Below are 24,017 nucleotides of genomic sequence, written 5' to 3'. Positions count from 1 at the left end.
AATTTATTATTCTATTAATTAACAAGAAATCCTTCTTTATATTATGAATTTATAAAAAATTCAAATAAAATAACCGCTTTACTAAGCGGCTATTTCAGGCTGCCTCAAAACCCGAATTTCTTCGTTGTTGCTTCACCCAAGAATCCTTACGTATGTCCGTATACGCTACGGCCTCTCGGTTTCAGCACGCCTCGAACTTCGAATTGTTAGGCGGCCTGACATCTTGTTGACTTTGTCAACAATCTGAAATAACCGCTTTACCAAGCGGCTATTTGTTAGTCTCAGTCCATTTCTGATCTGCATATTCATAGCTTTTTACTAGTTTATTATCTTTATTGTAGATGTTTACATTTAAAATATCATATTTATTTTCACGGGGTTTATAATAAACTAATGACTCAAATTTAACCGCAGTCATATCCGTTTCCGATGCACCCGCATTAAAAAAATATTCTATGGTCATTTTTTTATTAGATTCATCTTCTTTTATATCTATTTTTTGCAAATCATATTTACGTGACATGGATTCCTCAAATTCATCCATATTTATATCTTTAACTTCATCTTCATTTTGTGATGCACAGCCAATTACTGATAAACACATAATTATAGAAAAAACTAATATAATATATTTCTTCAACTTTCTACCTCCTCAGTTAAAAATATTATTACCATTAGTATTGTCTATTAGCAATTCCACTAATCAATATTTTTTGTTTCAGATAAAAAATTCAGAATATTTCTTTAGTATGGAAATAGTTTTATTCCCAGGGCAATGTGTATAATAACACAACACTAGCATAATTTCAACAAAAACAGAATTATTTAGACTAAGTTAGGCATGTGAAAAAAATAAATAAGTGAAGTTAAGAAGTAATTTTGATTATTTTAGTATAATGATTTTACCTGGCAATTGTTCTATTAGATCCTTTATTTCCAAAATAGTAATCAAACTGTTAATTGTTGCAGGATTAAAATGTAATATGGAAGATATCATATCTACATGTATGGGCTGCTTTTTTTCTACTATGTCCATAACTAATCTTTCTGATTCACTAAGATCATTATATTTATCTTCTCCATTACAGCTTTTTTTAGTAATATTGTACTCTTCAAGTATGTCTTCTACGCATGTAACAGGCTTTGCACCCTCCTTTATTAATCTGTTTGTACCTTTACTCACACTGCAATTTATATTACCGGGAACTGCAAACACATCCTTACCTTGATCTAAGGCATAATCAATTGTTATCAAAGAGCCACTTTTCAGTCCGGCTTCAACAACTAATACACCTTTACTAAGACCGGATATTATTCTATTTCTTCTGGGAAAATTTCCAGAAGTAGGCTCAGTTCCTAAGGGATATTCTGATATTACCGCACCATTTTCTATTATTTCTCTCATCAGATTATTATTGCTTTTAGGATAACATATATCAACGCCACATCCTAAAACGGATATGGTTCTTCCTCCACCGTCTAGGGCACCTCTATGGGCTGCTGAATCAATTCCATATGCCATTCCACTGACAATAGTAATTCCATACCCAGCTAATTCCTTTGCGAACTTATAAGCAATATTTTTACCATATGAAGTACACTTACGTGAACCAACTATGGCTAAAGCATTGTGATCTTCTTTCTCTATTTTACCCTTCATGTACAGTATATGGGGAGCAGCTTTGATATTTCTTAATATTTCAGGATACGACTTATCACTGCTTATCATATATTTTATATTCTTCAATTCTAGTTCTTCCCTATTTCTATCTATAAAATCCTTATTTCTAGTTTCTAATAATCTATCGGCCACTTTTTTTCTTAGCTTAGGAAATTTATATATCTCACTTGCAGGTGCCTTCCATACGCCTTCAAGGGAACCAAAGTATTTTATGAATCCTTCAATTGTTCTATGCCCTATTCCATATACAGAATTAAGCCAAATAATATAATCTTTATCATTCATTATTTTTCTTCTCCTAGTTTTTAATAAAAACGTCCTCCAACGTCTTTTTTATTATAAGTTTCGTTTATAAACCTGTTTTATGCTTTCTTTGTTAAGATAAAGACCTATATGAAAACATATGTGACTTCTCCTATATATATGTCTTTAGACATTCCAAAAACTTTTATCCAAGCTCCTATATTGAATTGATTCCGTTAAATGTTTTAATTCAATATCTTTACTGTTATCTAGGTCAGCAATTGTTCTGCTTAGTTTAATTATCTTACTATATGACCGGGCACTTAATCTCAACTTTTTGAAAGCTGTTTCAAGTAAATTATTCTCCTGCTCCCCTAGCCTACAGTATTTCTTTATAAGCTTTGGAGAAAGCTGTGAATTACATCTTATTCTTTCCTTTACATATCTATTCATTTGTACCTTCCTGGCTTTGTCTACATTTCCCTTAATTTCCCTTGAGCTTCTATTCTTAGTTTTACCAACTAGGTCCTTATATTCAACCGGGAATACCTCTATATGCATATCAATGCGATCTAAAAGGGGCCCAGATATCTTTGACAAATACTTTCTTACTTGATAGGGTGTACAGCTGCATTCATTTTTGGGATCATTATAATAACCACAGGGACAAGCTTGCATTAGCAAAATACAAAACTTTTAGAATTGAATGTACGTTAAATGACTATGAAAACCTTCCAGAAACTACTCTTGGTCAGCGTGTTACTAAACTTAGAAAGAAATATAAAATGAATAAAAAAGAATTGGCCATAAAATCTGGCTTAACTGAAACTACTCTATATAATGTAGAAACTGATTCATCTTTTCCTAACATGTCAACAGTAAGGAAATTATGTAAAAGCTTAAACACCTCCCCAAGGGAATTATTAAGAATTGATGGCATGTCCGAAGATACGCCAGGTCAAATAATTAAAAAATATAGGTTGATAAAAGGCCTTTCCCAAGAAGAATTAGCCCATATATGTAATCTTCATAAGTCAACAATTAAAGACTATGAGGATGGCAATATTAAAGGTAATTCTGAGACACTCAAATTAATATATGCAGCAATTGACTATAAATCTTTATTATAAAGAAGAAACACGATTTTTTACCATATATTACTAATTTTATATAGTATAGTATATAATATTTTAAGCAATTAGAGTAAAAGACCAGGTCTACCCTGGTCTAATTCTCTTTCAACTATTCAAATCTAGAAACTTCATTACCAGCTTTATCATATAATACTCCTGGATCTCCATCATTATTCCAAATGTACGCTCCACTCCATTTTAAATCCCCTGTAGCTTTTTTACCACTAGCAATCGTTAAAGTAGCTCCGGCTTTAATAATCGTTCCACTAGGTATATTATATGTTTGATTTCCTTTAACACTAACTAGCTTCCATCCAGATATATCTATATCATTTGTTCCATTATTTTTTATTTTTACAATTTCTCCATCTAGATCAATACTCTCAATTACTACATCTGAGTTTTGACTAACCGCTACAGTTTCTTCTTTATTAATAGAAGGTACTTTAGTAGTTGGTTCTGCATTAGTAGTTGGTTCTGCATTAGTAGTTGATATCTCCTCATCCGTGCTTACCTTATATGTATTTCCATCTGTTGTTACTACTATATCCCCAGATATCCAAGTTCCGTATATCTCTACATTTTTATTTTGCAATTTTTCAAGAGTTTCAGCATGAGGATGTCCATACTTATTATTTTCTCCTGCCGATATAACTGCTACTTCAGGCTTGACTTTATTTAAAAACTCTAGAGCTGTAGCAGTTCTTGAACCATGGTGTCCTACCTTTAATACTTCTACATCAGACAATTTATCTAATAGTGCCTTTTCCCCTTGTTCTTCTAAGTCACCTGTAAATAAAAATTCTATATCTCCAACGTCTAATAGTACAACTGTACTACTATTATTAGAATCGTCGTTTATTTGATTTCCTATAATCTTGATAGTCATATCTTCATTTTCAGTATATGTAGGTTGTGAACCATCAGGATTAATAGAAATACTGATATCACTATCATTATTTCTATATATCGTCTTTCCATCAGAAGAATCTTTTATCATAGCATTTTTATAATCTTCAAAAGTTTTTGATTCATCAATCCAATCACAATCAACTATAAATTCAGCATCATATGCATTTAATACAGCATCAGCACCGCCAATATGATCAGCATGTGAATGTGTAGCTACAAAAAGCTCTAAGTCGTCTACATTATTTTCTTTTAAGTAATTAACCACTGTCTCTTCTGCATTGTTATCGCCTGCATCAATCAATGCATGAAACTTTTCATATTCTATTAGTATTGCATCACCTTGTCCAACATCTATAAAATGTACTTTTACCTGAGGACCTACTGATGATACAATAACAACAGTTCTTGTATCATTATCCCAAGTCACCTTTGCTCCAACTGATTCTGCTATAAATTTGGCTGGAACCATTGTGCTTTCATTTACAATAGTCGCTGGAACATCTAATTCGATTTGTTCATTTCCTTTTTTAGCAAATTTGCTGTCTATTGGTAATTCAATTCTTAGATTATCTTTTTCACCAATAACAGTCCTAGTTTCATTATCCCATCCTACTGTAACCCCAAGAGATTCAAATATTGCTCTTACAGGCACTAACGTTGTACCCTCAATAATCGTAGGTGGTACATCAAACTCTAATATCTTGCCATCTACAGAAACCTTTACTGGCTCTTTTGCATAAGTTGGTACAAATAAAGAAAGTACTAAAATAACAGTTAACATAATTGATATTCTTTTTTTCATTTCTATTCCCCCATCGTTGTCAAAGTAATTATTGTATATCCATCTATCATTTTACATAACACCCTTTAGAATGACAAGTTTTATTTTAACTACCACCCTATATACTCATTCAAACTATCATAAGAAAAATACTAACTTCACTTTATGTATTAGCTTTGTTTTTGCTAATACAACTTAGAAATTCCTCATCATAACCACATATTTCAATTAGAAATTCAGTATAAGTACATCTATATTTCTCGTAATAGAACCTAAAATATGGCATGTCTAGCTTCTCAAACTCTCTTGACTTTGGTAGTCTTTTGTTTTCAGATAAGAATTCATTGATTACTAATTTTGTCATCTCAAGCATGGTATTAATATCTACTCTATAAAACTGTTTGTAAAGTTTTACGTGAATATTTTTAGGCTCAAAACCCGTTTTTCTTATTCCTTCATTCCAGCCCCATCTATTTCCTATTGCATTTGCCACTTGCTTGTTATATTTTGTGAATTTTTTTCTAGTAGGAACTTCATTATTCTTTTTTATATACGTCTTTAAACATTCTATTAAATACTCATCAGACAAACTTTGTTTCATAGCACTCACCTTTGTACATATATTTTCAGACAACATCCAAATAATATATTCTACATATTTTGATATATTCCTTCTCTATTTTTCCTATATTTGATAAAATATCCCTATACGAAAGACTTGTGGTAATAAGTCAAGATGGAAACAGGTAATTTTTTACTGGATTCATGAAAAAATTTGCTAAAAAAAGAGTCACTTAATAAATCTAAGGCAAATTAGGCTTAAAACGAAAGGATTACGTATCGAAGTTTATTCGATATTATACACTCCTTTCCGGTGCATAAAGTTGGTGATTGCCTAGCAGCACATCCCCCATGCGCACAAATTTTCTTGCGGTAATGACGAGATCTCTTCTATGTTGATGTTTGGGAAATTAATGATACTTTTTGAGATAGTATTCTCTATAAACCGGTTCATTTCGCATAACTGAATTGGTAGCTTCAATCAAGTAATAACGAAGGTAATGATTCCCCGTTTTGGTCATGGTAGTTCTTTCAGATTTAAAATTTATATATTTTTTCATTTACAGTAAACACCATCATATTTGGCAATTTTAGCTTCGTTTTCAAAGCATTTAATTTGACCAATTTTAGCCATGATGCCAGTAGCATAAACTGGTCCGATACCTGGCAATGATTTAGATTCGGGAAGAATCTCAAACAGTTTCTGAATGACTTTATCAAATTCTTTAATCTGCTTTTTTATAGTTTTGATCATCATAACGTATGAGGCCAACACAACATCGATGGAATCCTACATGACTTTTCCTAAGCGATAAGAGTCTCTAATGGCTTTCATGACAAAAACTTCGATTCCTAAAGACCCCAGTTCAGCATCTTCTGCTAAGGAAGTTGAAGAATGAAAACTGTAAACAGAAGTGGCTTCTATACCAACAATGATGCGATCGCACTAGATGTGTTCAGTAAACCTAATAATATTATCTTTAATTTCACCAGCACCAACAATATTATTTTGAAGTGAAATTTCAAGCAAAATATGATCTTCACTATTGAGAAAACAAGTGTCAAGTTTTTCAGAACTAACATCAATACCAACAAACAATTTCATGGATAGGCCCCTCCTTTCTATGAATTTGTAACGGCTTGGATACTGAAACCTATCCCTAGTTACCAACAGGATGGCAACAACCTCGCTTATGAGTATTCAATACCTGCCTATCATAAGCTGCTCCGAAGCTGCTAACATTAGGTATGACAGGCAAGAGATATAGCTTTTAAGTTTACAGTACAACCGTAAGTTGGGAGACAGAGTCTTGCTGCAGGAGATGATAGCCTTAATCCAGATAGATCCTAATTCCATATTTCTATCACCTAGGAATAGGGTTCAATATCCAAGTCAATAGAAGAAAATTTATAACTTAAATTTATTATACGAGGAGATGTGATATATGAAATTTGGTGATAAACTTCAAGCCTTAAGGGAAGGAAAAGGTCTTACTCAAGCTGAATTAGCTGAATTCTTATCTGTAAATGAAGCTAACATATACTTTTTTGAGAAAGACATGAGACCCCCTACATATAAACTGTTAAATAAGATCGCTAAGTATTTTAACGTAAAAACAGAATATCTAATAGGGCATAAAGATATTGATAAAACTGTATTTGGCAATAGATTACGAGAGTTAAGAAAAGATAAACTATTAAATCAACCTGAGTTATCTGGCGTAATAAACGTATCACCTAGCAATATTTCCTATTATGAGCAAGGAAAGTCCTTTCCAAGTGTTGAAACGCTTTATATAATTGCTGATTTTTTTGATGTTAGTATAGATTACCTTCTTGGAAGAACTGATAGAAAGGAAATTATATTTTCAAAAGATGAAGAACTACAAACCATCGGAGAACAGTATATAGAACTTCATAAGAAATTACAAAGTATGGGTTTGACTCCTAAAAAGACCTTGGAAATTATAAAAGCTCTTTACGAGTCAGGTCTAATAAATAGAAAACTTTAAATTAATCCATAAAAATACTTAACTATGAGCATTTTCTGGTATTCAATATTAAAATTCATTATAGAAAAGATTTCAAACAACAATAGCAAAAATAAATTTTTGAAAATAGGAAACTATAGAGATTCCCACTTAATAATTAATATACACATTAAAATTTTTGGCTTGATTTCAAGGTCTACAATGATATATAAATTAATCAAAACTACCCGCTCAGCGGGTAGTTTGCTCAGCCCTATAAGGGCATGTTACATGCTTGAGCCTTAAGGCTCTTTGAATGGTTCGCCAACTGCATTGATTCTACTGGCTGCTGCTAAAGCAGCTTATTTATTTTTTCTTGCCTTTGTTTACTTGCTCACCCGTAAACGGGTCAACATATTCTTTTATACTTATTTGGTCATTCGCTATATCTTCTTGTAATTGATTCTTCACATATTCTCTTATTGCTTTTTCATTTCTTCCCACTGTATCAACATAGTATCCTCTACACCAAAAATGTCTATTTCCATATTTATATTTAAGGTTTGCGTGCCTATCAAATATCATCAATGAACTCTTTCCTTTTAAGTAGCCCATTATACTTGATACACTATACTTTGGTGGTATGGCTAGTACCATATGTATATGGTCTGGACATGCTGTTGCTTCTAATATTTCTACTCCTTTTTGCTCACATAACTTTCTCAGTATTTTCCCTATATCAACTTTTATTTTCCCATATATAACTTGTCTTCTGTATTTTGGTGCAAACACTATGTGATATTTGCAATTCCATTTTGTATGTGCTAAACTGTTTTTATCCATTTCGGATACCTCCTTTGTAATTTATTGGTTGGCGAACCTACATATATTTTACCAAAGGAGGTTTTATTTTTTTTTGCTCAAAGCTAAAGCTCTTTGGAACCCCCTGTAGAACAGGGGGTTTACATTTACACAATCATTAACTTGGGATATCTATAGATATCCCAAGTTAAAACTTAATCTATACCAAGAAACTTTTGGCATAGGTTAGTAAATAAACTCCATTAATACTAGAATTAAATTCGCAATAAATATCAAAAATATCAGCCATAAGTTCTTCAATACAACATCTTGCAGAAGGTCTAAACAAAAGAGCTTTCAATCTATTCCAGAGATTTTCCTGGTGATTCATACCAAGAGAATATTTAGGTGAATTGATAGTAATTAAGCGCTTTTCATTGACTTTAAGATATTGTTGAATCATTGTGCTAGTATGGGTACGTGCATCATCCCAGACCAGATATACCTTTTTCCCTGGATTTATTTCTAATAAATGTTCTAGAAAAGCTTTTATTTCAACGGAGGTTATTGATTTTTGTGAATGATAAATATCTATGACAGTATCAAAGTTCTTTAAAACTTCAGTGGCTCCAATGGCATTGATTCCATTATGAGTAGCATTACGTTCTAATATAGGGGATACCCCAATGGGGCTCCAAATTCGTCTGTTATTGGATTCGGTTCTAATATAAGTTTCATCCTGAGGGTAAAGAATACAGTCATCAGAGGACTCTACAGTTTCCAATATCTCCGACATTTTTTTAAAAGCGTTCCTGTTGTATTTGTCAATTGAAAATTAGGAATACAAATTTGTGATGGCCAAGATGGAGATTATGCACTTTGTAATACTGTCTTGACAATACCGATAATGACTTTATCTAGTATTATTTAGCTTATATAGTTTGCAAGTTTTAAATTTATAAACTAATTTGATTACCTAAAGAATCATATATTTTTATTTCATCACTAGTAATTTTTTTATTGGTTTCTATATACCAAATTCTAATATTATCTTCATTTTGAATTATTTTGGCTGGTTTCTCATCTATAAAAATTCTATTTATTTTTTTGTTATATATAATCCCACCATAAATATGAAGCTTCTTATTTTTATTGAATATTAATGTGTGTTTAAAAAAGCTAATATTTTGATCTTTAGACTTTATAGGTACTTGCCCCCTAATTGAAATAACTTCCCATGTTTTATTCCATTTCTTTAACACAAAAGCATGTGACAAATTATTTCTATAATTTCTATAAAAGATGAATTTAGAATTAGAATTAATGTCAATTGTATTTAAGACCGTTTTTAAGTTAAAAGGTGTAGAATCACTTGCAAATTCATATTCCAGTGCACTTTCAGGTGTTCTTGTTTGAAAAAAATTAATAAACATATCAAAAACCATGACAAACACGAAAAATAATATTAAAATATTTAATTTTTTTGCAGAAAAATATTTCATCATAAAAATTCTCCTTTTGATATTTTTAGTACACTTGATTAATATATCATATTATGTTATTATTTTACAGTAAGTTTATGGATGATATTACATTTTTTAAAAAAGGAGTGAGTTTTATGAAACACAAAATTTTATCATTGATTATCGTTTTTTCCATGCTATTAGTTTCATTTACATCATTTGCTGAAACACCTAGTTTTGTTAGAGACGATATCCTAGAAAAACATTTAAACGAAAAAATTTCAAACTTAAATCCCTCTACTTTAAACAAGCTAAAATCACTAGGTTTTCCTGAAGAACGTATTAAGTATCTGTCAAATAAAGAAATAAAAGAAATAGTAAAAAATAATTACAAGTTCATAGGAAGCAGTGAAGATACAATATATTTAGTTCTATATAAAAAAGATAATAATTCGAACAGCGATTCATATTCTTGTGAAAAACTTGAAAATGGAAGCATATACTCAGCAATGATACCTATTTCAAAACAAGAAGAAAAAAAATATTTTCAGAATAAAGAAACATTTATAGAAGGTATAGTAAACAATCTAGAAAATATTAGCAAACAAAGAAATATTTCTGTATATAAAATTACAAATGGGAAAAAAGAAGAAAGTTCCTTAAGTAATTTCAAAACCAAAAAATCAGGTGGTACAACAGTTACAGAGCATTTTGATTCAGGCGTTTTGAGATTCGGAATAAATGCATATGACATGTCTACTAGCACAAAAATAAAAAAGAAACTGGGAATGGATTTTAGTTGGTCTGATATGCCGTACACTTTTAGTCGAGACGTTATGGCTTTATCTCATACAGGTGTACATGTTGGTATAACAGATTACTATGATTATGATGCATCTATGAAAGCTTATTTTATGAATAAATGGAGCAGTGTTGATAATATGATTGATGCTGATCCAGAAGGACATGGTCTCTCCGCTTCTATTGATCTTCCTACTGCAAATAAATGTTACGGTAGAGCATATATAGTAATTGGTAATGTTAAAAGACATGTTGATGAGGGTAATTATTTCTTCATGGTAGCAAAATATGGTCATGTCACAAAAGGATACAAACTAAACCCTAGCATTGGAATTGGTTCAGTAGGATTTTCTCCAAGTTCTTCTACTAAATATGATGAATCAGATCAAGTTTCATTAAACAGTATAAAGACATATTAATTTAGAATTATATTATTCTTTTAGAGTTGACATCCAAAACTTACTATATGAATCAATACTAGTAAAGCTGTAACCAAGGACAAAGTAGATTTTAATAATGAGGTCTACTTTGTTTTTTATATGCTTCTATCACCAAGGCAAGAGCAAACGTTTACGGATATAAAAATGCGGAATTTATAAGCTAAAAACTGTAGACTCGTGGTTTTATCTAAATCTGTGATTTAATAGTCAGCCATAATTTTACATAATCCCATCAACTAGCCAATCTATAAAATTTGAGAATCCGTCGTGAGCGGAGTAGTCAGTGCATTTTAACCTTGATAAATTCCTAAGTTTTATCAGACTATAAAATAGGATTATTCAAAGGGAATGTAAAAAAATCTGTGTTTGAATGAAAATAAAAGCTCCTTTCTGGCAATAATTAACAAATAAAACCAGAGAGGAGTTTTTGTATGAGTACAGTACCAAAAAAAGTATTAAGAGAAATGATTTCGGGAGGAAATTTAAAAACAGCAGGAGACCTACATTCATATCTAAAAGATTTATTTAAAGATACCCTGCAAGAAATGTTAGAAGCAGAATTAGAAACTAACTTAGGTTACGAAAAGGGAGATAGAAAAAACAAAAAGACAGATAACTGTAGAAATGGTTATGGTGAAAAGACAGTTAAAACTAAGTTTGGAGAAATGGAAATAGAAGTTCCAAGGGACCGAAATGGAGAATTTGAACCTACAGTTGTTCCAAAGAACAAAAGAGATACTTCAGGTATTGAAGATAAGGTAATATCCCTTTATGCCAGGGGTATGTCTACTAGAGATATTCATGATCAATTACAAGACATATATGGTATTGAAATGTCAGCAGAAATGGTAAGTAAAATAACAGATAGAATTTTACCCCAGATAAAGGAGTGGCAAAATAGAACTCTAGAAACTATTTACCCCTTCGTATTCATGGATGCTGTACACTATAAGGTTAGAGAAGATGGTCAGATAAAGAGTAAAGCAGCATATGTGGTTCTAGGAATAACTATGGATGGAATAAAGGATATTTTAGGAATTTGGATAGGTGAAAGCGAATCTTCAAAGTTTTGGCTAGGAATCTTAAATGAGCTTAAAAATCGAGGTGTTAAGGACGTATTAATATTTAGTGTAGATGGCCTAACCGGAATAAAGGAAGCAATCCAGGCTTCATTTCCTAAGTCAGAAATTCAAAGATGCATAATACACCAGCTTCGCTATTCATTTAAATATGTTAATTACAAGGATAGAAAGTCATTCTCTAAGGATTTTAAAGAAGTATATACTGCTGTTAATGAAGAAAGTGCTTATGAAAAGTTAATGGAGCTTGAGGAAAAATGGGGTAAGAAATATCCTTATGCTATCAAGAGTTGGGAGTCAAATTGGGATATTTTATCACCTTTCTTCAAATTTCCTTTAGAGATTAGAAGAATTATGTACACTACTAACATAATAGAAGGACTTCATCGTCAATTTAGGAAGGTAACAAAAACAAAGTCCGTTTTCCCATCTGATCAGTCACTAGAAAAGATGCTCTATTTAGCTAGCCAGAACATAATGAGAAAGTGGACATTGAGATATAGGAACTGGGATGTAGTCCTTAATCAACTAATGATTTTCTACAGCGAGAGATTATCTCCCTATGTAAAATAAAAGCTTTAAATCTTTAATCCAGCCTTTTATTTTAGGCTTAAAATGGAGGTATTACATATGTTGCTTACGAAAAAATATCTTGGTAGTAGGGGAATCTCTATCTCAAATACCCTAAAACATCAATTGTTAACACAGTATGGTTCCCCTATAACAGATGATGATGGACACATATTTGAATACTCTGAACAAGATATTTATGAACAGATAAGGAAAGTAATTAGTAATAAAATTTAAAAACCACACCTAAAAAATCTAAAATTTAGACTGCATAAAGCTAGTATTCCTTATCGTAATAATGGTTTAAGATAAAATTCACCCTATTATAAAAATTATTGCCAAAATTATTCAATTTTATGTATAAAATCTATAACTTTGGCAAATATATAAACAACTTTATATATTAAAATTCTATTTATTCTTGTCAGTTATCTATTGTCAGTCAGGATACATCTTCCTTCGGACACAGATTTATTTACACCCTCTATTCAAACCAAAAAATGAATTGATCCATAGATTGCTTCTATTTAACGATTTACATCATCAGTACAAATATTTTTACTTTATTTAATTTTAGGCTGTTTTTTAATAAAATAAAATGCCAGTATTAAAGTTAGTAGTAAGCCCCCTAATAAAATTATCATAAAATAGTTTGTGCCATTAGCTTTATATATCACTCCATTATATATCACTTCATTTCCTGCTAAATCAACTGCTCTTATATTAAGCTTGTTTTCTTTGTCTAACAAATCCATTTTATAGTCAAAAGTTCTATTATGGGGTATATCTATTTCTCTTCCATTTATATATAGCTTTGCATTAGGTTCTAAAGCACCTGAGATTATTATATTATCAGATTTAGTTTGTATGTTATCATAATCCTTGCTTAAATTTAACTGAGGAGGATAAGTATCTACAAAATACTTTTTATCATAATATTTTTTGTTTCCACTATCATCTTCCAGAATAACATTTACATTATTTACTCCTTCTACTAAATTGACTAAGAAAGTATTGGTTTCTGAAATATCTTTCATAATAATTATATCATTTACTAATAAACTTGCTCTGCAATCATCTACAAAATCAATAGGCAAGATAATTTTTTTGGTATTCAATATTTCTACTTTGGGAAATCCTATTTTTGCTTCTAGAGTTTTATAGTTTTTAATATCCACTGATTTTTTATCATATTTTCCTCTAATACCTTCATTACTAATTGCAGCAACAGCAACTTCCATATCTTCTTCATCATAATATGAATAATTGTAGCCTATATCATTTATGTCTTCAAAGAAAAAAGGTCTACTATTTTCTTTTTTGAATAACATTATTCTATAAGATTTTATATTTGGATCTTTTGATTTATCCCAAACAATGTTTAGCTGATTATTATCAAACATCATCTTAATATTTTCTACTTTTTCTGGTGCATTTGGACTATTTACTAATAATGGTTTATCATAGTACATATAATCAACTGCTTTATTACTAGACTCTGCTTTCATATAAAAGTAATATTCTCCATAACTTAAGTTATCAATTTTAATGTTTTTGCTTCCACTAACATCACCACTAAAACTGATAATTTTTGTACCATCATATCCTTTGTTGTCAATATCAGCATACAAAGAAATAGTAAATTCTTTCTTTGTATTTTTTATATTCCATTCAAATTTATAGCTATTTCTATTATCTTCAGTTAAAATATTAAAATCTTCAATTTCTATTAATTCAGTGATTTCACTCACCTCAATTGATACCTTGCCAAGATTTTCACCACTAATTTTAAATTTCCAATTCCCAATTTCAGGAGTATTTATAAAAATAGCGATACATTTTTCATATAATTTATATCTTTCTTTTAAATTTTCAGCATTTAATGTTTCTCCATTAGGTGTTGTCAATTCAACCAATGCCTCACTATCATTTTGCCATGTAATTAAGAAAAGAGAGTTTTTCATCTTATCTTTGATTTCTAAATCAACTTTTTTCTCACTTCCATATACTGTAAAGTCAGAAAAAATAAAAACAATTAACAAAATAAATGCAATGTATTTTTTCATTATTTATTTTCCTTTCTTAGAAATCTATTTCAACCTTAACTTTCTTAAATAAATTGAGTATATTTCCTTCATTATCTAAAGCGACTCTAATACTCATAGCATCATTATTTCCTCTAGCTGTCAAAACAAACACAGTGACATCTTTATTAAAGATAAATTTAGAGTTACCATCACCACTATACTTTTCACTAGTCCATAATTTATTAATATATACTTCTGAATTATTTTCAGCTAAAAGTCCATCATTAGTAACTGAAAATAACATATCTCCTTTGGTTCCAAACTCAACTAAAATAAGAGCAAGTTCTATCTCACCATTTGCTTTTGCCGTAAATCCATTGCAACAATCATATTCCATGGAGCCATCAGCTAAATTAAACCCTAACAGTTTTAATTTACCCTCTATTGATAAATTCTTAAAATCTAGTTTCGCACTGCCTTTTAAATCTTCCAGTCCAATAATATCAACATCTCCAACTAAAGGAAGTTTTAAAGCATTTAGACCAATACCAATATCGCAAGCTGCATTTATTTTTATACCTCTAAGATTATTATTCTTGACCATTTCATATAACTGACTAGCTCCTCCACCAAAACCTTTCAGATAGACAAGTTTTGAAGGGTGAAGTGGTATAGAATTATTACCTAAACCAAGTTTTACACCTATTTCATCAGGATATCTTAAATCTTTACTATAAGCCTTATAAAATATACTGAAAGATGAATTATTCTTTTTAACTTTATTAAATAATGAAATTCCACAGTCTCCTTTAAGCATAAAATTTTTATTTTCACTTATAGTATCAATCTCTAAAGTCAGATTACTAGGAGTAGCGGATTTTAATAACGGTAACTTGATGCTATCACCTATAAAGTCAATTCCAAAGTTGGCTTTACATAGAACATCATTTACTGTTATCTTCATTTTTACTTCATCAATAATCGGGAAGAACTTTCCCTTAACAGAATTATTCTTTTCAAAATCTCCTAATAAATTACCAAATGCAAACTTTCCAATTGTTAAATTAATCTCATTTTTTAGTACGCATATCGTTCCTGCTTCAAGTTTAAAAACTCCTAAGTCTATATTACACAATCCAGTTTTTTTAAAAAAACTTTTATTGCTACTTGACGCATCAATAAAAAAATTACCTTTTGATATATTTATTTCTTTATAACTCAATACTCTATGGATAAAACTATCATTATTGCCATTTAAAGAAACATACAGCTTATTATCACCTTTTATATCACCTGTTCTATATTCACTATCTTTAACTAAACTATATGCATGAATTTCTAGTTCTCCTGGTGTTCTTAAAAAATTGTTTATTTTTACATTGCCTCTGGCTAAGAATTTTTCATCATCTATTTTCGTTATTATATTAGCTTCAATATCTAAATTTCCTACCTTAATTGAAGTTAATGTTAAAGATTCGTAAATAGTGAAAGCATTATCAAGTACTGAAGTTTGTCCCTCATTATTAATTCCAATTACATCATATACTCCCGGCTCAATTTCTTTAGGAAGTTTAGCTTTTAGCTTTGTATCACTAATCGCCTTGACGTCACTTGACAAAATGTTACCGAACTTTATTTTTGTTTCATTTGTGATATTTACTCCATCTATTTCTATATAAATCTCATCATACAACTCATTCTTATTAATGGATTCATTTACTACATTAGTTAAAACAAATTCATTATTATATATTACTGCAGATGGAACATCTTCTGTACTTTCTCCTAGTACTTCATCTACTGCACTATTTGAATAATCGTTATCGTCCTTTAACTTTAATACCCATGCCTCTGACCATCCTTGATGATCAGGGTATCCAGGTAAACTATCTGATCTAGTCTCACAACTAACAATATATCCACCATCTTTAACTTGCTTTACATATGAATATAACTCATGCCCATTTCCTCCAAAATTTTTAGACCATTGAAGATTACCCTTACTAGAAATCTTTAATATTGAAATGTCAGTATTTCCTTCACTAACATTCCACCAGTTTTCTCCTTCCCCAAAACCACACGATAGAATATATCCATCATCTTCCGTTTTGTCCATAAATGATGTGAATTCAGTTTCTTGTGTACCAAGGCACTTTTGCCACTCAATATTTCCTTTCTGAAATAATTTAACTATCCAAATATCTCTTGCTCCATGATTACCTGAAACATCTCTGTCATTTGAATCAGTATATCCTGAAAATAAGTACCCACCATCTTCCGTCGGATAAATGTTACTAGCTCCATCAGAGTTACTACCACCATAAGTCTTTTGCCATTCAATATCACCTTGCTTAGACAGCTTTAATACGCAGGCATCATAACGATCTTCTCCACTAGAAGGAGAATACTTTTCACCACAAATTATATATCCTCCATCATTTACAGTCTTAATATCTGTAATGCTAATACGCTCACGTCCATTTATACACTTTGTCCATTCGAGTTTACCATTATTTGATACTTTTGCCATCCAATTGCTATTGCCTTCATCATTGTCAGAAACATCTCCATCGTTTGATTGTGTACTTGCTAAAATTATGTACCCTCCATCATCAGTTAATATTAAGCCCCCATAATTATCTTCTTCATCACCCATAGCCTCTGGATTACTACCACCAAAACATTTCTGCCATTGTATGTTTCCTTTACTTGAAATTTTAACTAGCCAAATATCAGTTGAGCCATGATTACCAGAAACATCTCCATCATTTGAAGATGTGGTACCTATAAAAACATATCCCTCATCACTTGTTTCCTTAATTATTTCAACATTATCATAATCACTACCACCATATAGTTTTTCCCATTCAAGCTTACCTTCTGCTGATAGCTTTGCAACCACAATATTATCCTTTTTCAACTTATCAACATTACCGCCGTCTGAACTTGTAGACCCAGCAATCATATATCCTCCACCACTCAATTCCTGTATACACCGAGGTTCAAACCAACCTTCACCACTAGAAATTATTTTGGACCACTGAATCGTAACATTATCAGATAAAATATCTTCTTCAGCATATGTTGACCAGATAAAGATAGATGCTAATACTATCATCATAAGTATACATATAAATAATTTTTTCATTATCGCCCTCCCGTTAAAGTAATCTTTTAGAATTCAAGTTAAATTTTATCATATAATGATTCTAGTTACAATTTTTTGTATATTATACATTTTTTCAACATATTGTTGCTATTTATAATACAATATTCAAAATGCAATTATTGTAGGGTAAGATGATGGATTTGATTTATTGTCTTCCATCATTTCCTCATCAAACCATACGTTAAGTTTTTCCTCATACGGCTTTGCAATGTTCTTCTTACATCTGCATTACGAGTTTTGATCAACGTATTTTAAGCCATTGTTTAGAAAGGTATACTTTTAGGACATATGTAAAAGTGCCTTCTATCTCAGTTTATAAATATCATATTTTTTATATATAAACGTTTATTAATTCCTATATACCTTTATCACCGTTTTTGTTAAAATATAGCTATACGAATTTTACATTTTATAAAGGTGTGTGAAGACTTATGAAAATTGGATATATAAGAGTCAGCTCTAAAGATCAAAATGAAAATAGGCAATTAGAAAAAATGAAACATCTAGAAATTGAAGATAGATTTATTTTTATCGATAAGCAAAGTGGAGCAAATTTTGACAGGCCTAACTATATAGCTATGAAAAATATCATTCGGGAAGGTGATTTAATATATATAGATGCCCTTGATAGACTTGGTAGAAATTATGATGGGATTATTAAGGAATGGAAAGAAATAACTAGGAATTTAGGTGCAGATATAATCATACTAGAAAATAAAACTTTATTTGATAGCAGAAAGTTTAGAGATATGGGTGATCTAGGGAAGCTTATGGAGGATCAGTTTTTAAGCTTACTTTCTTATGTAGCTGACCAAGAGCGAAAGAAGATTAGACAAAGACAATCTGAAGGCATAGCTTTGGCCAAGGCCCAAGGCAAACACCTTGGCAGGCCTAGAATAGCTTTGGATACTTTAAGTAAAAGTCAAATCAATATATTAAAGAATAATTATGCTAAATGGAAAAATAAAGAGATTACAGGGGTTAAATTTATGAATATGTTAGACGTTAAAAAAAATACATTTTATAAAATAATGAACGAATACGGGGCCAGAAAAAGTCTGTAATAACAACTTTCTCTGGCCTCATAGCAATTCCTTTTTTCATTATAGTTAGTATATTTAATTTTAGTTGCTATGGATAATAGTCAGATCAAATTGCACTACCGTTCCCAGAGTTCCCAACGTAAGCATTCAATAGGGTTTGGCATTAATTTTGCCTACCAATAAGTCATCCTTAACTTAGCAAGAACGGTTTAAAAGTTTGTGTTGAAAACTACTTTGATATCGGATGTTTTGGGCTATATTATTACTTAAAAGCTACACCAATTTTCTGGGGGAATTCAGCTTCAATATTTACAACTTCATTATCGTCATTACATTTAAAAACAAAACCCTGCTTATACTCATTCATAAAACAATCAAAGAATGTTAAGTACAAAGTCTGCTCTCTACTTTCATTTAAATAAACATTTACTAAATAAGTCTTATTCAGTTTCATATTAGCTTTAATAATATGATTAAATGCATATCCACCAAAATTAGTTCCATTGTTATATGTTAGAGTTCTTGCAAAATTCTTTCCTATATTCTCTATTTCAATTAGTACGGGTACTTTATTATCACCCTTACCTAAATCGCATATTATATCTATATTGTCTGTACTTTCAGTAATATTTAGATTTAGAAAAGGCCTATTTTCAATTATTTTATTTTCCGCATCAGATTTACGATAGTAACTAATCGTAAACATAATTCCTATAATAGATAAGAACCCTGAAATTATACCTCCTAAAGCTCCACCCCAAAATGATGCAATAGAACTAATACTAGTACCTATAGTAGCCTCAAAATAACATAAATTCATATATACTGAACGCCAGTATGTTTCAACATTCATACAGAGTAAGACCACTATAATGAAGATTAAAGGTATAATTAAAAACCATCTTTTATTAATCTTAATTTTGTTATTGCAATCTTTATATTCTAAACCCAATCTTGTCATCTTTATTTTATTACTCATAATATATCCCTCATTTACTTAATTTATATTTTCCGATAACTACAATATACACCATACTCATGAATTAAGTGTTTATTTATTTAAATGCCGATTATTGCTATACTGAGTATACTCTATGCTACTGAACATATCCATAACCCTTATTAATAAGAAAAGCAAAACTAATCAAAAAATCGAATTATTCATCCTTACTCAATGAATACATTTACATTAATTATTATATTATAATTCCTTAAATAATAAAAATTGGTATATAATCATTTGAATATTTTTATGTTGCTAATTGCTTAATATAATTTTGAATAATTCATTTAATTTGCTATATGTCAAATCTTATTGAATAAATGTCAAATAATATGGTATATTATAAATAGATACTTTTGTTCGATGCAAAATAGTTACTAATGAAAAAAGCAGGTGTTGCAGCACCTGCTTTTTTCCTACCTTAGAGCTGAAATCAATGCAGCTAATGCCATTATTAACGACGCTATAGCTGTTATAAGCTCCAATATGTAGTTTTTTCTTTTGTTCGATGTCAAATATAGTCACCTCCTTTCGAAAGAAAGGATAATATTATTATAGCATATTAAGAGAGCTCTTTATGATACGAAGAGCTTTCATTTTTTGTAATATACTGCATTCCCTTATAGACTATTTTAAATTACGCTATCCGATAAGAAGCTGTTATTACCATTGCTAAAAATGCTTATTCTACAAGCAATCTCTTCATCATTAAACTTACAAGTCGGATATATTTTAATAATTGAAGACAGGTTTAAACTTGCCTATCATTATTATATTTTTTCCCACTACCACAATACATGGATCATTCCTTCCTATTTTTACGCTCTTTCTCATATTAACCAGCCTCCTTAATATACCAAATCAAAATATGAATTTTCTTATCATGCCATATTATAAGATAAAGGAGAATATTCCTTAATAAAGGCACAAAATATCAACATTTAGAATGTACGTTCGTATTTTAAAGTATTTATGGTATAATTTAAAAAGTATACTTAATCGGAGGTATTTCTAATGCATCGTACTAAACTTACTGAAAGACAAACGGATATTTTAGGCTTCATTGAATCTGAATTCACTAAAAAAGGCTATCCTCCTACAGTTCGGGAAATTTGTAAAGCCGTTGGCTTAAGTTCCACTTCAACTGTTCATGGGCATTTAACAAGGCTTGTAAAAAAGGGATATCTTACCAAAGAAGACTATAAACCTAGATCCTTAAGCTCAATCAAAACAGATGATTCTTATATGTTAAATGTAATTAATGAAACTTATATACAAATTCCTGTTGTTAAAAATGTTGTAGACATCATTCCAATATTAGCAGTTGAAAATATAGAAACAACCTTTCCTGTTCCTATAGACTTTATTGAGTCGGGTACGCATTTCTTATTAAAAATACAAGACAATAGTATGCTTGAAGCTGGTATTTTAGATAACGATTATGTTTTGGTAAAACAGCAAAGCTTTGCAGACAATGGAGATATTGTTGCAGCCCATATAAATGGCTCAGCTACTGTGAAAAGATTCTTCAAAGATTCTCACTATATAAGGCTACAACCTAAAAATTCTTCTATGCAACCAATCATATTACCTGAAGTGACACTATTAGGATTGGTAAAAGGTGTATTTAGAAAACTATAAGCAGGCATATAAAAAGAGCAAGCTAATTACTTAACTTACTCTTTTTATATGCCAATCATTTTAAATTTATTAATCTAATTCTTTAATCGAACCTTTTAGGTGAATTTTCTAACAAGTTCAATACATCATTAAAGATTTCTTCAAATTCTTCCCTAGGACTTAAATACCATCCCCTATCATACTTAACTATTTCCCCTAATTCTCTACTCCATATAAATAACTTACATCCCCTTAATCTTTCTAGAACTCTCTCAATAGCTATATCTTGATTACTACTAGTTAGTCTAACATTCCTTATAAGCTCTATAATTAAGCTTTCCAGTCCATCAATGCTACAATCATAAGAATCTTTTATGCAATCATTTACATTATACTTTATATTAGCTTTATTATTTTCCTTAATAATAACATCTATTTTCAATCCTGAAGCTATTGTCTCATCAACAACTCTAATGTTTTTAATGACTTTATCTTCTATTTGGTTCTCCTCCTTCATATGCCAAATATGGACATACTTTTTTCATTGTTAAGCAGCCACTTGTTGAATTTGTTGATTGCTACAACTTGTGTCATAGTTGGTTATAATCAGCTCATTATATTTTTTCCGGCTCTCACTTTTCTTGGCCACAGAATAATTGACCTTAGTTTCAATAATATTAAAACCCTCATATAACTCTCTGATAAAAGGATGATCATTAATTGTAAGTAAGAATTTACCCTTTATATTTTTTAGGATATTAGATAGCTTTACATGTTCATCTTTATCAAAATTAATTTTACAATCCACTGAAAACTTTATATCTGTTTCCAGGTACGGTGGATCACAAAAGAAAACGGTCCACTGTCTATCATATTTTTCAAATATCACTTTATAATCTAGGTTTTCAACATATGTATTACGTAAACGTCTTTTGAGCTCTATTAGAATCTCTGTATTAAAAATTTGCGGAGAAGGCCTTGTGTTGGTTCCGTATCCAAAACTACCACCTTTTGCTCCATAGCTTTGTGATACTAAATACATATACCTTACCGCCCTTTGAATTTCAGTCATACTTGTTATATCAGCATATTTATATTCATTGAATCTATCTCTACTACTTATCTCATAATACATTACCCTTTCAATTTCCTCTGCATGATGCTTGATCATTTTAAATAAATTGATTAATTCTCCATCAACATCATTTACTACTTCTACCTTTGAATGACTTTTTCCAAAGTAGACCCATCCCACGCCAAAAAATGGTTCTACATAGCAATCATGTTTTGGTAGCATACTTAACACTTGTTTTCTTAGCCTTGATTTTCCACCAAGCCTCGGTATAGGAGGTTTTAGCATTTTAAAATTAGTCATATTTTCACCTCATCCCATGTTACTCTATGTTATATATGTCTTTTGTCGGAACACCAGCTATATATATTGTACTAGAAAAAATTTCAAAATGATACATCGAAAACGAACAAGTGTTCGTTTATAATGTATATAACTTATTTAAAAAAGGAGTGACTAGATGCTACAAGATTGTCATATTGTTTTATATAAAGTCATGGAGAAATGATCTGGAAATATGCTAATGAAATTGAAGATTCTAGCGTCAGGTCTTCAAATCATATGATTATTAAGGGACTAGGAAATTCAACAACCATGGCCTTTGACGTTGATAACAAAGAAACAGCTCATTTAATTTTACTTTCGCTAACAGAAATGACGACCATGAGGCTAAGGGACTCAGGAAATATGTGTACATTGATTTCTGTTAAGGCAAAAACCCATGAATTCAATAGCTATTCTCATCAACGCAAGCTATTTTCGGCTACAGACTGTACTAATGAAATATTTAAAGTTTTAAAGAATATTTTCGATGAGTCCTGGGATGGTACGCCCTTAAGACATTTAGGTATACGTCTTTCGGGTCTTATAACTAATGAGTCTTACCAAATTTCAATCTTTGATAGTAAGTATAAAGAAAAATATAGACTCCTTGATAATACTATCGATGATATAAGAATGAGGTATGGATCAAAATCCATTACAAGAGCTGTTTTTTTACATTTAGGAATAAGAAATATGACTGGTGGAGTCCATGAAGATTATCCACTTATGACTAGCATTTTATAGGAGGTTAGTATGAAGATTGTTGCTTTACCTGTAGACATGATTGCGTGGTTTACCAAGGATGGAATTCCCAATCCTATTAAGTTTAGGATTGTAACCGATGATGAATCTAATGCAGTAATAAAGGTAGATAGAATAATTACTAGGGACGTGGAGAAGCTTGCAGGAAATAAGATGCATGTATTCAGATGTCAAAGTTATATTAATGGAATAGAAAAAACCTTTGAATTGAAATTTGAGGTCGACAGCTGCAAATGGCTGCTGTATAAGATATAGTCTATCAATTTCATTTGAAGTATAATATATCAAAGGATATATATTATATAGTTAGGAGTGTCAACATGGAAAATACAATTTGCTTGAAGCATTATAATACTATTAGAAATTTAATTAAAACTCTAGGAACCGATGAAACAGATAGTTATCTTGTATGTGAATTAAGCAATCTCACTAATCAAGTTGCCACAATACGAGAAAAGTTATCTACTATTAAAAAATCAATAGCTCTACAAAACAATAGTGATGAAAAGGAACATTTACAATATAATCTTAATGCAGCTAGAGCCCTTCTAAATGACATGCT

26 protein-coding genes are annotated in these 24,017 nt (G+C 30.5%); 10 read left to right on the top strand and 16 right to left on the bottom strand.

Going from position 1 to position 24,017, the window contains the following annotated elements; all coding sequences use genetic code 11:
* Positions 1-268: 268 nt before the first annotated feature.
* The 3 genes from N4A68_06975 to N4A68_06965 form a co-directional block, all read right to left on the bottom strand.
* On the bottom strand, positions 269-640 hold the full coding sequence (locus N4A68_06975) for a hypothetical protein (protein MCT4564048.1): 372 nt from the start codon (positions 638-640) through the stop codon (positions 269-271).
* Between the two features lie 243 nt (positions 641-883).
* On the bottom strand, positions 884-1,966 hold the full coding sequence (gene dprA / locus N4A68_06970; GenBank protein ID MCT4564047.1) for a DNA-processing protein DprA: 1,083 nt from the start codon (positions 1,964-1,966) through the stop codon (positions 884-886).
* Between the two features lie 144 nt (positions 1,967-2,110).
* Positions 2,111-2,602 (bottom strand): ATP-binding protein, encoded by a 492-nt coding sequence (locus tag N4A68_06965; protein ID MCT4564046.1) that lies wholly within the window; start codon positions 2,600-2,602, stop codon positions 2,111-2,113.
* On the opposite strand from N4A68_06965, the gene N4A68_06960 reads away from it, so the two are divergent.
* Positions 2,518-3,054, top strand: a complete 537-nt coding sequence (locus N4A68_06960) for a helix-turn-helix domain-containing protein (GenBank protein ID MCT4564045.1) — start codon at positions 2,518-2,520, stop codon at positions 3,052-3,054. The two genes, N4A68_06965 and N4A68_06960, sit on opposite strands and share 85 nt — an antisense overlap.
* Positions 3,055-3,166: 112 nt before the next feature.
* On the opposite strand, the gene N4A68_06955 is transcribed toward N4A68_06960, so the two are convergent.
* The 5 genes from N4A68_06955 to N4A68_06935 all read right to left on the bottom strand — a co-directional run bounded on the left by N4A68_06955 (position 3,167) and on the right by N4A68_06935 (position 6,416).
* Positions 3,167-4,771 carry a stalk domain-containing protein gene (locus tag N4A68_06955; GenBank protein MCT4564044.1) on the bottom strand — a complete coding sequence of 535 codons (1,605 nt, stop codon included), beginning with the start codon at positions 4,769-4,771 and terminating at the stop codon, positions 3,167-3,169.
* Between the two features lie 142 nt (positions 4,772-4,913).
* Positions 4,914-5,351, bottom strand: coding sequence for a hypothetical protein (locus tag N4A68_06950; GenBank protein MCT4564043.1), 438 nt, complete (start codon positions 5,349-5,351; stop codon positions 4,914-4,916).
* 370 nt (positions 5,352-5,721) lie between these two features.
* Positions 5,722-5,832 carry an IS110 family transposase gene (locus N4A68_06945; GenBank protein ID MCT4564042.1) on the bottom strand — a complete coding sequence of 37 codons (111 nt, stop codon included), beginning with the start codon at positions 5,830-5,832 and terminating at the stop codon, positions 5,722-5,724.
* 35 nt (positions 5,833-5,867) lie between these two features.
* Complete coding sequence (locus tag N4A68_06940) at positions 5,868-6,086, bottom strand: transposase (protein MCT4564041.1); 219 nt, start codon at positions 6,084-6,086, stop codon at positions 5,868-5,870.
* 171 nt (positions 6,087-6,257) lie between these two features.
* Entirely contained in the window at positions 6,258-6,416 is a 159-nt protein-coding gene (locus tag N4A68_06935) for a hypothetical protein (GenBank protein ID MCT4564040.1), read from the bottom strand.
* Between the two features lie 340 nt (positions 6,417-6,756).
* Here N4A68_06935 and N4A68_06930 point away from each other — a divergent pair, with 340 nt between their 5' ends.
* Positions 6,757-7,323: a helix-turn-helix domain-containing protein gene (locus tag N4A68_06930; protein MCT4564039.1), complete on the top strand. Its 567-nt coding sequence runs from the start codon at positions 6,757-6,759 to the stop codon at positions 7,321-7,323.
* Positions 7,324-7,647: 324 nt separating this feature from the next.
* Here the strand turns inward: N4A68_06930 and tnpA are convergent, their stop codons facing one another.
* The 3 genes from tnpA to N4A68_06915 all read right to left on the bottom strand — a co-directional run bounded on the left by tnpA (position 7,648) and on the right by N4A68_06915 (position 9,587).
* On the bottom strand, positions 7,648-8,124 hold the full coding sequence (gene tnpA / locus N4A68_06925; GenBank protein ID MCT4564038.1) for an IS200/IS605 family transposase: 477 nt from the start codon (positions 8,122-8,124) through the stop codon (positions 7,648-7,650).
* A 178-nt stretch (positions 8,125-8,302) separates the two neighbouring features.
* Positions 8,303-8,878 carry a transposase gene (locus N4A68_06920; protein MCT4564037.1) on the bottom strand — a complete coding sequence of 192 codons (576 nt, stop codon included), beginning with the start codon at positions 8,876-8,878 and terminating at the stop codon, positions 8,303-8,305.
* Between the two features lie 160 nt (positions 8,879-9,038).
* The gene (locus N4A68_06915) at positions 9,039-9,587 is read right to left on the bottom strand and encodes a hypothetical protein (GenBank protein ID MCT4564036.1); all 549 of its coding nucleotides are present in this window, start codon (positions 9,585-9,587) and stop codon (positions 9,039-9,041) included.
* 113 nt (positions 9,588-9,700) lie between these two features.
* Between N4A68_06915 and N4A68_06910 the strand changes: the two genes are divergently transcribed.
* The 3 genes from N4A68_06910 (at position 9,701) to N4A68_06900 (ending at position 12,672) form a co-directional block, all read left to right on the top strand.
* Positions 9,701-10,765 carry a hypothetical protein gene (locus N4A68_06910; GenBank protein ID MCT4564035.1) on the top strand — a complete coding sequence of 355 codons (1,065 nt, stop codon included), beginning with the start codon at positions 9,701-9,703 and terminating at the stop codon, positions 10,763-10,765.
* Positions 10,766-11,217: 452 nt separating this feature from the next.
* Positions 11,218-12,438 carry an IS256 family transposase gene (locus N4A68_06905; GenBank protein ID MCT4564034.1) on the top strand — a complete coding sequence of 407 codons (1,221 nt, stop codon included), beginning with the start codon at positions 11,218-11,220 and terminating at the stop codon, positions 12,436-12,438.
* A gap of 57 nt (positions 12,439-12,495) precedes the next feature.
* Positions 12,496-12,672: a hypothetical protein gene (locus N4A68_06900; GenBank protein MCT4564033.1), complete on the top strand. Its 177-nt coding sequence runs from the start codon at positions 12,496-12,498 to the stop codon at positions 12,670-12,672.
* Between the two features lie 326 nt (positions 12,673-12,998).
* On the opposite strand, the gene N4A68_06895 is transcribed toward N4A68_06900, so the two are convergent.
* Both N4A68_06895 and N4A68_06890 read right to left on the bottom strand, forming a co-directional pair.
* Positions 12,999-14,501 carry a hypothetical protein gene (locus tag N4A68_06895; protein ID MCT4564032.1) on the bottom strand — a complete coding sequence of 501 codons (1,503 nt, stop codon included), beginning with the start codon at positions 14,499-14,501 and terminating at the stop codon, positions 12,999-13,001.
* A gap of 16 nt (positions 14,502-14,517) precedes the next feature.
* Positions 14,518-17,610 carry a hypothetical protein gene (locus N4A68_06890; protein ID MCT4564031.1) on the bottom strand — a complete coding sequence of 1,031 codons (3,093 nt, stop codon included), beginning with the start codon at positions 17,608-17,610 and terminating at the stop codon, positions 14,518-14,520.
* Positions 17,611-18,062: 452 nt separating this feature from the next.
* Here N4A68_06890 and N4A68_06885 point away from each other — a divergent pair, with 452 nt between their 5' ends.
* On the top strand, positions 18,063-18,695 hold the full coding sequence (locus tag N4A68_06885) for a recombinase family protein (GenBank protein ID MCT4564030.1): 633 nt from the start codon (positions 18,063-18,065) through the stop codon (positions 18,693-18,695).
* Between the two features lie 241 nt (positions 18,696-18,936).
* Here the strand turns inward: N4A68_06885 and N4A68_06880 are convergent, their stop codons facing one another.
* Positions 18,937-19,653 carry a hypothetical protein gene (locus tag N4A68_06880; GenBank protein MCT4564029.1) on the bottom strand — a complete coding sequence of 239 codons (717 nt, stop codon included), beginning with the start codon at positions 19,651-19,653 and terminating at the stop codon, positions 18,937-18,939.
* Between the two features lie 1,038 nt (positions 19,654-20,691).
* On the opposite strand from N4A68_06880, the gene lexA reads away from it, so the two are divergent.
* Complete coding sequence (gene lexA / locus N4A68_06875) at positions 20,692-21,318, top strand: transcriptional repressor LexA (protein MCT4564028.1); 627 nt, start codon at positions 20,692-20,694, stop codon at positions 21,316-21,318.
* Positions 21,319-21,400: 82 nt separating this feature from the next.
* On the opposite strand, the gene N4A68_06870 is transcribed toward lexA, so the two are convergent.
* Positions 21,401-21,814, bottom strand: a complete 414-nt coding sequence (locus N4A68_06870; GenBank protein ID MCT4564027.1) for a hypothetical protein — start codon at positions 21,812-21,814, stop codon at positions 21,401-21,403.
* Between the two features lie 30 nt (positions 21,815-21,844).
* Positions 21,845-22,672, bottom strand: a complete 828-nt coding sequence (locus N4A68_06865; protein ID MCT4564026.1) for a DNA adenine methylase — start codon at positions 22,670-22,672, stop codon at positions 21,845-21,847.
* A gap of 201 nt (positions 22,673-22,873) precedes the next feature.
* Between N4A68_06865 and N4A68_06860 the strand changes: the two genes are divergently transcribed.
* From N4A68_06860 to N4A68_06850, 3 genes are all read left to right on the top strand, one after another.
* A complete protein-coding gene (locus tag N4A68_06860; protein ID MCT4564025.1) occupies positions 22,874-23,437 on the top strand; it encodes a hypothetical protein in 564 nt (187 codons plus the stop codon).
* A gap of 9 nt (positions 23,438-23,446) precedes the next feature.
* Complete coding sequence (locus N4A68_06855; protein MCT4564024.1) at positions 23,447-23,710, top strand: hypothetical protein; 264 nt, start codon at positions 23,447-23,449, stop codon at positions 23,708-23,710.
* A gap of 65 nt (positions 23,711-23,775) precedes the next feature.
* A partial coding sequence (locus tag N4A68_06850; GenBank protein ID MCT4564023.1) for a hypothetical protein occupies positions 23,776-24,017 on the top strand: 242 nt, incomplete at its 3' end.

The sequence above is a fragment of the Maledivibacter sp. genome, from assembly GCA_025210375.1.
Taxonomy (GTDB): Bacteria; Bacillota; Clostridia; order Peptostreptococcales; family Caminicellaceae; genus JAOASB01.
Note: the sequence above shows the minus strand (reverse complement) of the source record. Positions and strands in the feature narration are given on the sequence as shown.

Excerpts from the sequence above, each read along its gene's own strand:
- dprA (MCT4564047.1), bottom strand. The coding sequence starts at position 1,966 with ATGAATGATAAAGATTATATTATTTGGCTTAATTCTGTATATGGAATA.
- N4A68_06965 (MCT4564046.1), bottom strand. The coding sequence starts at position 2,602 with ATGCAAGCTTGTCCCTGTGGTTATTATAATGATCCCAAAAATGAATGC.
- N4A68_06955 (MCT4564044.1), bottom strand. The coding sequence starts at position 4,771 with ATGAAAAAAAGAATATCAATTATGTTAACTGTTATTTTAGTACTTTCT.
- N4A68_06950 (MCT4564043.1), bottom strand. The coding sequence starts at position 5,351 with ATGAAACAAAGTTTGTCTGATGAGTATTTAATAGAATGTTTAAAGACG.
- N4A68_06945 (MCT4564042.1), bottom strand. The coding sequence starts at position 5,832 with ATGACCAAAACGGGGAATCATTACCTTCGTTATTACTTGATTGAAGCT.
- N4A68_06935 (MCT4564040.1), bottom strand. The coding sequence starts at position 6,416 with ATGAAATTGTTTGTTGGTATTGATGTTAGTTCTGAAAAACTTGACACT.
- N4A68_06930 (MCT4564039.1), top strand. The coding sequence starts at position 6,757 with ATGAAATTTGGTGATAAACTTCAAGCCTTAAGGGAAGGAAAAGGTCTT.
- tnpA (MCT4564038.1), bottom strand. The coding sequence starts at position 8,124 with ATGGATAAAAACAGTTTAGCACATACAAAATGGAATTGCAAATATCAC.
- N4A68_06920 (MCT4564037.1), bottom strand. The coding sequence starts at position 8,878 with ATGTCGGAGATATTGGAAACTGTAGAGTCCTCTGATGACTGTATTCTT.
- N4A68_06915 (MCT4564036.1), bottom strand. The coding sequence starts at position 9,587 with ATGATGAAATATTTTTCTGCAAAAAAATTAAATATTTTAATATTATTT.
- N4A68_06910 (MCT4564035.1), top strand. The coding sequence starts at position 9,701 with ATGAAACACAAAATTTTATCATTGATTATCGTTTTTTCCATGCTATTA.
- N4A68_06905 (MCT4564034.1), top strand. The coding sequence starts at position 11,218 with ATGAGTACAGTACCAAAAAAAGTATTAAGAGAAATGATTTCGGGAGGA.
- N4A68_06900 (MCT4564033.1), top strand. The coding sequence starts at position 12,496 with ATGTTGCTTACGAAAAAATATCTTGGTAGTAGGGGAATCTCTATCTCA.
- N4A68_06895 (MCT4564032.1), bottom strand. The coding sequence starts at position 14,501 with ATGAAAAAATACATTGCATTTATTTTGTTAATTGTTTTTATTTTTTCT.
- N4A68_06890 (MCT4564031.1), bottom strand. The coding sequence starts at position 17,610 with ATGAAAAAATTATTTATATGTATACTTATGATGATAGTATTAGCATCT.
- N4A68_06885 (MCT4564030.1), top strand. The coding sequence starts at position 18,063 with ATGAAAATTGGATATATAAGAGTCAGCTCTAAAGATCAAAATGAAAAT.
- N4A68_06880 (MCT4564029.1), bottom strand. The coding sequence starts at position 19,653 with ATGAGTAATAAAATAAAGATGACAAGATTGGGTTTAGAATATAAAGAT.
- lexA (MCT4564028.1), top strand. The coding sequence starts at position 20,692 with ATGCATCGTACTAAACTTACTGAAAGACAAACGGATATTTTAGGCTTC.
- N4A68_06870 (MCT4564027.1), bottom strand. The coding sequence starts at position 21,814 with ATGAAGGAGGAGAACCAAATAGAAGATAAAGTCATTAAAAACATTAGA.
- N4A68_06865 (MCT4564026.1), bottom strand. The coding sequence starts at position 22,672 with ATGACTAATTTTAAAATGCTAAAACCTCCTATACCGAGGCTTGGTGGA.
- N4A68_06860 (MCT4564025.1), top strand. The coding sequence starts at position 22,874 with ATGATCTGGAAATATGCTAATGAAATTGAAGATTCTAGCGTCAGGTCT.
- N4A68_06855 (MCT4564024.1), top strand. The coding sequence starts at position 23,447 with ATGAAGATTGTTGCTTTACCTGTAGACATGATTGCGTGGTTTACCAAG.